This is a genomic window from Coleofasciculus sp. A1-SPW-01 (assembly GCF_040217205.1).
Taxonomy (GTDB): Bacteria; Cyanobacteriota; Cyanobacteriia; order Cyanobacteriales; family Coleofasciculaceae; genus Coleofasciculus; species Coleofasciculus chthonoplastes_A.
The window spans coordinates 1-10515 of the sequence record NZ_JAVJNP010000162.1; the positions used below are offsets into that span (position 1 = coordinate 1).

13 protein-coding genes and 2 pseudogenes are annotated in these 10515 nt (G+C 43.7%); 12 read left to right on the plus strand and 3 right to left on the minus strand.

Going from position 1 to position 10515, the window contains the following annotated elements; genetic code table 11:
* The first annotated feature begins 86 nt into the window (after positions 1-86).
* The 5 genes from RH949_RS24550 to RH949_RS24570 all read left to right on the plus strand — a co-directional run bounded on the left by RH949_RS24550 (position 87) and on the right by RH949_RS24570 (position 4601).
* Complete coding sequence (locus RH949_RS24550; protein WP_446356830.1) at positions 87-245, plus strand: ribonuclease toxin HepT-like protein; 159 nt, start codon at positions 87-89, stop codon at positions 243-245.
* 243 nt (positions 246-488) lie between these two features.
* A complete protein-coding gene (locus RH949_RS24555) occupies positions 489-2336 on the plus strand; it encodes an eCIS core domain-containing protein (RefSeq protein ID WP_006100317.1) in 1848 nt (615 codons plus the stop codon).
* Positions 2337-2362: 26 nt separating this feature from the next.
* Entirely contained in the window at positions 2363-3451 is a 1089-nt protein-coding gene (locus RH949_RS24560; RefSeq protein ID WP_006100022.1) for a WG repeat-containing protein, read from the plus strand.
* A 66-nt stretch (positions 3452-3517) separates the two neighbouring features.
* Positions 3518-4474 (plus strand): polyprenyl synthetase family protein, encoded by a 957-nt coding sequence (locus tag RH949_RS24565; protein WP_006100357.1) that lies wholly within the window; start codon positions 3518-3520, stop codon positions 4472-4474.
* A complete protein-coding gene (locus RH949_RS24570; RefSeq protein ID WP_157453115.1) occupies positions 4461-4601 on the plus strand; it encodes a hypothetical protein in 141 nt (46 codons plus the stop codon). Before RH949_RS24565 ends, RH949_RS24570 begins: the two co-directional genes overlap by 14 nt.
* A 35-nt stretch (positions 4602-4636) precedes the next feature.
* Here the strand turns inward: RH949_RS24570 and RH949_RS24575 are convergent.
* Positions 4637-4909, minus strand: a pseudogene (locus RH949_RS24575) (REP-associated tyrosine transposase); the annotation flags it as partial.
* Positions 4910-4952: 43 nt separating this feature from the next.
* Between RH949_RS24575 and RH949_RS24580 the strand changes: the two are divergent.
* Positions 4953-5168: an antitoxin gene (locus tag RH949_RS24580; RefSeq protein ID WP_044206259.1), complete on the plus strand. Its 216-nt coding sequence runs from the start codon at positions 4953-4955 to the stop codon at positions 5166-5168.
* A gap of 74 nt (positions 5169-5242) precedes the next feature.
* On the opposite strand, the pseudogene RH949_RS24585 reads toward RH949_RS24580, so the two are convergent.
* A pseudogene (locus tag RH949_RS24585) lies at positions 5243-5401 on the minus strand (Uma2 family endonuclease); the annotation flags it as partial.
* Positions 5402-5548: 147 nt separating this feature from the next.
* Here RH949_RS24585 and RH949_RS24590 point away from each other — a divergent pair.
* The 6 genes from RH949_RS24590 to RH949_RS24615 all read left to right on the plus strand — a co-directional run bounded on the left by RH949_RS24590 (position 5549) and on the right by RH949_RS24615 (position 10229).
* A complete protein-coding gene (locus RH949_RS24590) occupies positions 5549-7690 on the plus strand; it encodes an eCIS core domain-containing protein (RefSeq protein WP_446356834.1) in 2142 nt (713 codons plus the stop codon).
* Between the two features lie 114 nt (positions 7691-7804).
* Complete coding sequence (locus tag RH949_RS24595; RefSeq protein WP_006100294.1) at positions 7805-8200, plus strand: hypothetical protein; 396 nt, start codon at positions 7805-7807, stop codon at positions 8198-8200.
* Between the two features lie 119 nt (positions 8201-8319).
* Positions 8320-8820 carry a hypothetical protein gene (locus RH949_RS24600; protein WP_446356836.1) on the plus strand — a complete coding sequence of 167 codons (501 nt, stop codon included), beginning with the start codon at positions 8320-8322 and terminating at the stop codon, positions 8818-8820.
* 7 nt (positions 8821-8827) lie between these two features.
* Complete coding sequence (locus RH949_RS24605) at positions 8828-9406, plus strand: hypothetical protein (protein ID WP_157453117.1); 579 nt, start codon at positions 8828-8830, stop codon at positions 9404-9406.
* Between the two features lie 104 nt (positions 9407-9510).
* On the plus strand, positions 9511-9744 hold the full coding sequence (locus tag RH949_RS24610; protein ID WP_446356840.1) for a polymorphic toxin type 33 domain-containing protein: 234 nt from the start codon (positions 9511-9513) through the stop codon (positions 9742-9744).
* 35 nt (positions 9745-9779) lie between these two features.
* Complete coding sequence (locus RH949_RS24615; RefSeq protein ID WP_446356838.1) at positions 9780-10229, plus strand: DUF4279 domain-containing protein; 450 nt, start codon at positions 9780-9782, stop codon at positions 10227-10229.
* Positions 10230-10388: 159 nt separating this feature from the next.
* Here RH949_RS24615 and RH949_RS24620 read toward each other — a convergent pair.
* A partial coding sequence (locus RH949_RS24620; protein WP_446355790.1) for a Uma2 family endonuclease occupies positions 10389-10515 on the minus strand: 127 nt, incomplete at its 5' end.

Here is a 10515-nt window from a genome sequence, read left to right on the forward strand (position 1 = left end):
CTTGAGTCGTTCAAGTATACACGGAGATTTAATTCGCGAGTAATAACCGCGAATTAAAAATCGACCTTTCCCGGCTATTTGCCAAAATGGGATGCTCCCGACGCTTTCGCCACGTTGTCAGAAGTAACTATGCTCATAATCCCAATCCTGATCTAGTCGTGCAATTATCAGAAAAATTAGCGATTTGTAGCCAGAAGTTGATGCAAGATATTCAGGTTTTTATGAGAGGTATGGGGCTAGGCTGAACTAGCTTGCGATCGCGTCTCTATAACCAGCTTACCCCATCTATGAAATCAGCAATGGGGAGTCTGTCTTAGTCAGAATTTCCCAAGTGACAAAAGAGAGCTAGAGTTACAACATTATAGTTCACCAGGGGAAGCGATCGCGCTGATTTTCCCTTGATGATTGACTATAATTGTATAACTCCTCAGCATTATTAAAGCAATTGGCTTGGGATCAGTAAATCATTGGGTAACTGAAGCGGCATCATGGAGTATAAACCCGTACAAAAGAAAAATTCCTCCTGGACTCCAACCCCAGTACAGAAAAAGGGTAAAAGTCCGGGTAAAATGGGACATTCTTCGATTCAACCCAAGTCAAACCCATCATCTGCCCCATCCCAAGAAATTGGGGAATATAAGAGAGCATCAGCTGATAGACTCGCCGCCAATGTAATGCGAGGCATCCAAGCCAAGGAGCTTGAGCAAGCCGAATCTTCAACGTTACAGCGTAAATCTGAATCACCCTGGGCACTAACGTTTGATGCCCCCCCACCCTTACCACAAAGCCCAGCTTCCCAATTAAAAGGTGCTTTTGCCCCAGTATCACAGAACCCGATTCAACGCCAATGTGCTGATTGTGCCAAAGAAGAGAAGGAACAGGCGCCAGAAGCCGGGAAAGACTTAGAGGAAATTGGCATTCAAACCAAGTTGACGGTAGGAGCGCCAGGAGATCTCTACGAGCAAGAAGCTGACCGAGTAGCGTCTCAGGTAATGTCAATGTCAGCGCCTCCGGATAGTTCAGCATCCGTTCAGCGTCAATTAGACACCAATCACCCCCATCACCCCAAGCAGATATGGAAACGAGCGCAGTCAATTACACCTGTGGTGCAAACGCAAATTGATCCGCGTGTGCAGATGCGCCAGATGATACAACGGGCGCATCAAATAGATGGAAATCAAGCCTCTGGGGATTTAGAGAGTCGTTTGAATGCGTCTAAGGGTGGAGGTTCTCCGTTATCAGAGGGCGTGAGAGGGTTTATGGAGCCGCGCTTTGGGGCGGATTTTAGTGGGGGGCGGGTGCATACGGGTGGTGAAGCGGTGCAGATGAGCAAGGAGTTGGGCGCTCAGGCGTTTACTCATGGGAGTGATGTTTATTTTGGGGCGGGGAAGGAGCCGGGGAATAATGAGTTGACGGCGCATGAGTTGACTCATGTTGTGCAGCAGACAGGTGTTGTGCAGCGGCAGAATCAGAAACCTCAGAAACCGGCAATCAATTTAAAAGAAGTACCGATTCTGGAAGGGATAGCACCTAAGAGTGATGTATTGAGCCATCTGCAATCCTTGGGAGGAACTACTGGTCATGATTCCTCGGTTTACCGCAAGGAGATTCTTCAGTTTCAACGGGAAAATTCGGCTGATAAAATTGTAGCTTCTCAGCAACAGGTTTTGGAGGAACCAAAGGCTGTAGATATTCAGAAAAAAGATAACTCCCACACCCTGAGAAGGTGTATCTCTGGATGTACTCCCCAAACAACTTTTAAGAAGGGGGAAATACTGGGTGTCTCTTCTGGAAATACAGAGGGTTGGGTGGTTGGACTAATAGGAAATAATCAGCGGAGTTTTCCTGATGCATTGAAAGTTGAATATCAAGAACAAAAAGGGGAACGAGATTATTTTACTATTTTGGAAGGACCCTGGGAGGGAACAAAAGCAAGCCTGAAACCAGGATACCTTGGTTTGACAAATTGGGGAGGAGCCGTAGCGGTAACTTTTAATGAAAAAACTGGGATATTAGATTATGGTGGTGGCACTGCCAGAGCAACAATAGATACTAATCCCAACGATCCGAGTGCTCCTAAAATAGCCCTTGATAGAGAATATCCTCTTCGGCTTCCTGATCACCCTCATGCTGGGGGTGATAATTACGGAAATTATGCCAAAACGTGGTTTAGAATTGAAGGTGGACCCCAAGGAGATGAGTATTTACACCGTGGAGACGTTTCTTGGGGATGCGTAAGTGTTACAGATAACAGTTGGCCATCTATTTACAAACATCTAATTAACAAACGGAGTGGCACCCAACATATAGGAACAATTAAAAGAATCAACCACTAATAATGATGTTTTATATCAAAAAGTTTATGGTGAACCGAATCATTTTTTTGCTTTTATGCCAGGCTATTTTAGGTTTGCTATCTTGTAGCACTCAACGTCCGACAATCATATTGAGTACTTCTCCACAGGCAATGCAGGTATCAAATCATTCACAAATGCCAATCTCAGAGCCTTCCCAACTGTTTCCTATCAGTCAGAATGGTAAGTGGGGTTATATTAATTCTACGGGGCAAATTCTTATCAAGCCCAAATTTGATGAAACTGGTCAGTTCTCTGAAGAACTAGCAACCGTCAGAATAGGTGATAAGTGGAGTTATATCGATAAAACTGGACAAATTGTTATTGAATCTGATTTTGATTCTGCTTATAGCTTTTACGAAGGATTAGCTGCTGTAGATATTGATGGCAAGATGGGCTATATCAATAAGACGGGTAAATTAGTTATTCCTCCCCAGTTCGATTTAACATATAGGTTCTCTGAAGGGTTGGCTGCTGTAGATATTGATGGCAAAATGGGCTATATCAATAAGACGGGGCAAATAGTCATCAAGCCTCAGTTTAATGAGGCTAGGGAGTTTTCTAAAGGGCTAGCATTGGTGAGACTCGATAGGCGAGTAAGCTATATCAACAAAATTGGGCAGATAGTAATCAATCCATCTTCAAATTTGGTTAGGGAATTCTCTGAAGGATTAGCTGCTGTCAGAGTTGGAGACAAAGTAGGCTACATTGATACAACTGGTCGGATAGTTATTGAACCCCAATTTGATGAAGGTTATGACTTTTCTGAAGGACTTGCAGTCGTCGCAACTGGTATGATCTCTGCTGAGAGCAAACCACCAAACATGACTAATGTCAAATGGGGCTATATTGACAAAACTGGGAAAATGGTTATTGATCCACAGTTTAAGGAGCGACCTATTAATTTCTCTGAAGGGTTGGCAGCAGTAAAGATTGAGGATAAGTGGGGCTATATCAACAAAACTGGGCAGATAGTTATAGAACCCCAGTTTGATTGGGCTAGTATCTTCATCGAAGGGCTGGCATGGGTAAAGATTGGTGAAAAGCAAGGCTATATTGACAAAAAGGGAAAGTATGTCTGGAATCCCACAAACTGACGAATTATGCAATAGTTGAGGGCTCCATCACAGCCTCGATTGGTCGTAAATTTTGAGTAAATTGACATGAATTCTTTAAAATCATTATATCCAGAAATTAGAGAGGTTTTTCAAAACTCAATTCCCAATTTTTGGACAGAATTGAAGGTGGTACTAGCCAAATTGTTTGAAGAACCAATGATTCCAGAGGCGATATTACCATTAGCTTCCTGTCAAGCTGTTGATGGAGAAGCCAAAGAGGCTATTCATGTTTGTGCTGCACTTCTAGCTCTGGGTCTATGCCTACGCATTTTGGATGATTTGGAAGATCAAGATCGAGATGGACAGCTATGGAAGGAGGTCGGCGCCACTAGAGCTTGGAATTATGCTTCAGCTATTCATATTCTTTCCTTTGAAATCCTGAGCAAAGCATCTCTTGAACCCAAAATATTTCACAAAATTAATCAGTCCTATATTGATGCCTTTTTTCGTATATCAGTAGGTCAGGATAGAGAGCTAGTTGGAACTACTCGAACTGTTGAAGACTATTGGTTAACCGTAGAAATGAAAAGTGCTGGCTTTGTGGCTACAGCTTGTGCTACTGGTGCTATGGTGGGAACAGATAACCCTGAACTGATTCAATCTTGTGGTGTTTTTGGTCATCATCTGGGGCTTGCTCTACAAATTCTTAACGACATGGAATCCATTTGGCAACCTGATGGTATAACTGACTTAAAGCAGGGAAAAATTACTCTCCCTTTGCTCTATGGGTTGGAATCTCATCACTCAGAACGAGATGAGCTATTGTCCCTAGTGACAGACAATGAAATCGCTACTCATGCAGAACGAATCAAAGAAATATTAGACAAAATTGACACGAAAAGCTTCTTGATATGGGCAGCTTTAAAAGAACGGGAACAAGCCTTAGAAGCTATAAAAATTTGTCCCAATGCTGAAGGAAGAGAAGTTCTGGAATCCTATATAACTGGGATGTTTGGAGATATTGATTTATTACTGGAAAAACCAGAAGGTGACAAGACTTAACCCAAATCGCCAAATCTTTGCCATCAGCAACCTGAAACCGGATAACTCTGGATCACCACTAACCTGCTCTGGGTTTTCCAAGTGCGATCGCCCGATATTGTCGGGTGGGCAAATTACGTTAATTTAACAATTTCACCAAAAATTATATCCATATTGCCCACCCTACTCGCCGACTTTATCTTCTAACTCCCGAAAATCCGGAACTTGTGGTAAATTCGCACCACAATGACATCCCCAATCGACTTGATACCTACCAGCTTTCACCCATTTGTCAAAACTGGAATATGTCCACAAATGAGGACAAGACACCAAACCATGCTTAACCGGATTGTAATGAATATAATCTAAATGCTTGTTTAAATCATCCTCGTCACGAATCGTATGTTCCCAAAACCGACGTTGCCAAACATTACTTTCTCGGTGCTTTCGGCTCGAAAAGCCACTAAAAACGAAAGTAAATTTTATCGAGGATAAAACCATGCAAAAAGAATATGACCTTGACAAAATGAAAAGCAGACCCAATCCTTTTGCCCAAACATTAAAACAACAAGTAACTTTACCTTTGGGGATAGAAGTCATAGAATATTTTGAGGAAATGGCACAAGAAAAAGGAATGTCTTGGCAAGAATTAATTAATTTATACCTTGAAGATTGTGTTGCTAGTAAACGCGAACTATCTTTTGATATCTTGTAGTGCGATCGCCTGATATTGTCGGGTGGGCAAATTATGATAATTTAACGATTTCACCAGGACTTATATCCATTTGCCCACCCTACCCCTTGACATCGCGTGACACCATTAGGAAGGGTAAATCCTGCACTGGAGTCAAAACCCAGACCTGTACCATCAAGTTCCGCCCAAATACCAAGCTGTACAGCCAGATTAAAATTGCGGTTTCCAGTATCTGAAAAAGCAGATGGCAAAAGAGGGCTAGAGTCACAACATTATAGTTCAGCCGGGGAAGCGATCGCGCTGATTTTCCCTTGATAATTGACTATAATTGTATAACTCCTCAGCCTTATTAAAGCAATTGGCTTGGGATCAGTAAATCATTGGGTAACTGAAGCGGCATCATGGAGTATAAACCCGTACAAAAGAAAAATTCATCCTGGACTCCCACCCCAGTACAGAAAAAGGGTAAAAGTCCCGGTAAAATGGGACATTCTTCGATTCAACCCAAGTCAAACCCGTCATCTGCCCCATCCCCAGAAATCGGGGAATATTCCAGAGACTCGGCGGATAGACTTACCGCCAATGTAATGCGAGGAATCCAAGCTAAAAAACAGGAGGAAGCTGAAGGGTCAACCCTTCGGCTCCGCTCAGGGTCAACATTACAACCTAAATTTGAATCGCCCTGGGCACCAACGTTTGAGCCACCCCCACCCTTACCACAAAGCCCAGCTTCCAAATTAAAAGGTGCTTTTGCCCCAGTATCACAGAACCTGATTCAACGTCAATGTGCTGATTGTGCCAAAGAAGAGAAGGAACAGGCGCCAGAAGCCGGGAAAGACTTAGAGGAAATTGGCATTCAAACGAAGTTGACGGTAGGAGCGCCAGGAGATACTTACGAACAAGAAGCTGACCGAGTGGCGTCTCAGGTAATGTCAATGTCAGCCCCTGCGGATAGTTCAGCATCCGTTCAGCGTCAGTTGGACACCAATCACCCCCATCACCCCCATCAGATCTGGAAACGAGCGCAGTCAATTAAACCTGTAATGCAGAGGCAAATTGATCCGCGTGTGCAAATGCGCCAGATGATACAACGAGCGCATCAAATAGATGGAAATCAAGCCTCTGGGGATTTAGAGAGTCGTTTGAATGCGTCTAAGGGTGGGGGTTCTCCGTTATCCGAGAACGTGAGAGGGTTTATGGAACCGCGCTTTGGGGCTGATTTTAGTGGGGTGCGCGTGCATACGGGTGGTGAAGCGGTGCAGATGAATCAGGAGTTGGGCGCTCAGGCGTTTACTCATGGGAGTGATGTTTATTTTGGGGATGGGAAATCACCGGGGAATAATGAGTTGACGGCCCATGAGTTGACTCATGTGGTGCAGCAAACGGGTGGAGTAACAACGAAACTGCAAAGACGACCATTGACCTCGTATGTTACACCCTTGCTTCAAAGGCAGAACACAGTGCAGTTGCGGCGTGCTTCTAACGACCCTGATGCAAGATTTGCTAGTGCAACCTCTTCAGAGTCGGGGTTAACTGTGCTTATAGGTGCTCAAGAACTTTATGCAGACCACAGTTTAGTTACCATTGCAAATGCGGCACTGGTCAATGTTGGCAAGCATGGATCTTTCATTCAACTTGATGATAGTTCAGGACAAATCCAACATGAGGGAAACACCCTCAACAAAGTTACACCCGTGTGGGTAAACAAAGGGAGTAACTCTGGGCAACATGCTGGTCTTAATACCCCAAATGCTGGAGGTGCGGATTCAGAAGGTAATGTTGGTGGCTCAATGGCACTTTGGACAGACTGCGGGCGTTCCTCCGAAGCAGTAACAGGATCTCAAGGTGGCGATCGTCAAGCCGTGTATTACAAGAATGGAAGTGAGAAAACTACCTACGGTCGCTCTGACTCAAATATGCATAATGTAACAAAAAATCCTGCCGGTAAGATGGCAAATCAAATTTTCTTTGATTTAATGTACAGCTTTATAAATGACCCCAACAACGCCGCTTATCTCCAACCTGGTCATAAGAAACGAGTCTTTGACTTCTGGGAATCTTTGACAAGCTTTAGCTATAAAACAAAAGAGCAGAAGAAGAAGCCGAAAGATGGTGTTAAAGCACAGCAACTTTACGATCTGTTGACAGATGATGGCAAACGAGCCTTCGATAAAGCGGCTGGCATTAATGACTATGCTAATCCGGAAATTGGTGAGGCATACACCATGTCTTCGGGATACAACTTCCCAGGATTCCAGGGAATTCCAGGTAATACAACTTGGAATTTTCACTGGGCAGGTGTAATCATGAAAGATGCTTCAGACAATATCACATTGGAAAACTATGCAGTGACTGGAGAATACGCGCAAAGCGTCGGTGTTCCTCAACGTGATTTCGTTGATCGAGGGTGGAACTTTGCAATGTATGGCTCAGTTAAAAGCGACGGAACAGTCGATAACAATGAAACGTTCCATCACGATCATCTGGCTAGCGATACCCATGGCAACAAAGCAACCACAATGGCAGTTCGCACAGACCAATAAATTCAGAGCGGTTCTATGAACATTCAACAAAGGGTATTTATGAGTGTGGCCATTATCCTTTTTCTAGGGTTTGCTGGTTGGGAAACTATTTCCAGTTCAAAGGGAGAAATCAACATGGAAAGAATACCACTGTGCCAAACATCTACTGATATGAAGCGCCTTGATGGGCAGCGGGTGCAGCTTGTCGGAATCTATCGCAAACGCCTGATCCACAAAAAGAAACCCAGTCCGATGGACAACTCACCACCTCTGTTTATGGGACATGTTTTTATTGAGGTTGAGGGTAGTCCACAAGTATACGATCAATATCAGGCACCTGATAGCCGGAGTATGGTTAGGCTGGGATTGCAACCGCGTCCACCGGAAGAGGTTGATCGCTTTGTAGACAAGAAAGTTATTGTTGAAGGCAAGCTGCTCGTCGATGCCAGTTCGCTAGCTCCACCACCAGATGTTGCTCAAGTTGCGGAACCTCCAGTTCTAATGGAGTTTCAAGACATAGCTGAATACTGACAAACTACGAATCGTCTGACTCAATTCCCCCCGTTTGGGTAGAGATGTATTGGAGGCTTAACGATGAGGGTGCTTCTTTGGCAAGGACTCTCATGGAATGGCGTATGACTGGCTTCGGTATGACATATGAGCCAGTAGTGCAGTGGAGTACATTTATGACAGACCGCCCAGAAATTCAGCGAGCAATGGCTAAGAAATTTAAACAGCTCGCTGTTGGGTTTGCTGCAACGGGTGGCAGTGGAACATTTAATGACAGCGTCACGGGTGTTAAACTCAATGAACTAGAATCGATGCGTTTGACTCTTCATGGATGCCATCGTATTGAAATGAGTGGTAACTATGAAGTGAGTGATGAGGGTGGTAACAAAATTGTTCGTTTTACAAACGTTCATTTTATTTGGATAGACAGAGCTGATCTTCATCCTGGAACGGGAACAGAATTAAGTTCAGGGGAGGTAGTTGATGATCGGGAGTTTACAGGTGCTGGCTGGGATTACGATATTAGGATTCATTTCTTTATGCCTAGGACTTCTACTTGGCGGGTGTCAGGTAGAACAGCAAGACATGAACGTGGCTGGCCACCAGTCACGGGTGCCCCAGCCGCAGGATTTAGAGGTTAAACGTACAGTGAATAACTCTATCTCAAATAATGAGAGTTGGGATTACCAAGTTCAATCTAGACTGCCCAATTCCGACGTTATCTTATTTCGTAGTCGAAATACCAATCAAGGGGTATTTGATGAGTCAGAGATGCAGCTAGTATGGCAACGAGCGAACAAGATCCCTCTCATATATCTGGTTGGAAGTGGACATGCTAGCTATAGGCAAGTAGAGATCCGCATCCGTGACGATAGTCAGGCCGTGTGGGTGATCGCTTTAGATCAGAGGTTAAAAAATTCGCAACCAATCGCAAGCCTGGATTTAGTTTCGGGAGAATTTCAGTCCGAGGCAGTTTTTCGCTTTCCACCTCCAGAAACTGCCTGGTCAACAATTCATCAAAAAGAAGGCGTATTGATACAAGAACAACTAACATGGTCACAAGATAAAAGCAGTGGTGTACAACATCTCTATGATCATGAGCGTGGGCTTGTTTGGGAGTACTCTGATCGTGAAACATGGATTCTCAAATCTGGTTCGCCTATGGCAAAAAATCATCCATATCCAAATTTGCCCTATAGAATGCAAGCACCAGAATGGGTAAAGTGAGATCGGCTGATCTTGTCGGGTGGGTAAATTACGTTAATTGAACAATTTCACCAAAAATTATATCCATTTGCCCACCCTACTCGCTTAGAGCTGAAAGTGAGGAGATTGATCCATACGATCCAGAACGCGATGGCTCACAGGACAAGAAACTTTCTAATGGAGAAATTGAAGCACTTGAAGAAGCTGGAGAAGATATTCACGAACTCAAGGAAGGTTGTCCTGGTGGCGTTTCCAAATGTGATTTGTATAAAGACAGACAAGGAAATATCTACGTAAAACCTAAAGGTAGCAGAGGTGCGGGGGAGTTTACTGGTCTTAATATTAACAACTTTTGGTGAATCTCGCCCGCCTATACTTAATATGATACAATACCATGAGCAAAACCAACGAAATATACGCATATTTTCGATTATCAGGAGTTGATCTTGATCCGGATGAAATCACTAAGATTGTCGGTGTTAAACCTACGCAAACTTGGAAAACAGGAGATGTCGTCGTTCGGTCGAGGGGAAAACCAACTATTAGGAAATTTAGTGTTTGGAAAGTCAAATCTAAATTAGCTCCTTCAGAAGAACTTGACCCCACAAGAGAACTTGAGATACATATAGAGTCTGTTTTTGAGCAACTACAACCTGGTTGGCAGCAACTCGCTCAAATAAGTTATCAGTACGAAGCACTTATTTGTTGTGTAGTTTATGCTTATAGCCACGTACCTGCCATTAGTTTTAATCAGCAAATTATACATAAGGCTAGTGAACTGAGTGCAGGTATAGATTTAGATATGTATTGTAGACTTAATTGGAAAAAACAAGAACAAGAATAAGTCCTAGTTGAGAAGTTAAAGCTGCTCAAATTCCTCGCACGTCTGAGGTTATGTAGTGCGATCGCCTAATATTGTCTGGTGGGCAAATTACGTTAATTTAACGATTTCACCAAAAATTATATCCATTTGCCCACCCTACCCCTTGACTCTTTACCCAAATCACCAAATCTTTGCCATCAGCAATCTGAAACCGGGTAACTCTGGCTCACCACTAACCTGCTCCGGATTTTCCAAGATTTGAACCTCTTGATTCGGGCGATAGACATAAACCGTGCGATTTTTGCGG

Excerpts from the sequence above, each read along its gene's own strand:
- RH949_RS24550 (WP_446356830.1), top strand. The coding sequence starts at position 87 with ATGGGATGCTCCCGACGCTTTCGCCACGTTGTCAGAAGTAACTATGCT.
- RH949_RS24555 (WP_006100317.1), top strand. The coding sequence starts at position 489 with ATGGAGTATAAACCCGTACAAAAGAAAAATTCCTCCTGGACTCCAACC.
- RH949_RS24560 (WP_006100022.1), top strand. The coding sequence starts at position 2,363 with ATGGTGAACCGAATCATTTTTTTGCTTTTATGCCAGGCTATTTTAGGT.
- RH949_RS24565 (WP_006100357.1), top strand. The coding sequence starts at position 3,518 with ATGAATTCTTTAAAATCATTATATCCAGAAATTAGAGAGGTTTTTCAA.
- RH949_RS24580 (WP_044206259.1), top strand. The coding sequence starts at position 4,953 with ATGCAAAAAGAATATGACCTTGACAAAATGAAAAGCAGACCCAATCCT.
- RH949_RS24590 (WP_446356834.1), top strand. The coding sequence starts at position 5,549 with ATGGAGTATAAACCCGTACAAAAGAAAAATTCATCCTGGACTCCCACC.
- RH949_RS24595 (WP_006100294.1), top strand. The coding sequence starts at position 7,805 with ATGGAAAGAATACCACTGTGCCAAACATCTACTGATATGAAGCGCCTT.
- RH949_RS24600 (WP_446356836.1), top strand. The coding sequence starts at position 8,320 with ATGACATATGAGCCAGTAGTGCAGTGGAGTACATTTATGACAGACCGC.
- RH949_RS24615 (WP_446356838.1), top strand. The coding sequence starts at position 9,780 with ATGAGCAAAACCAACGAAATATACGCATATTTTCGATTATCAGGAGTT.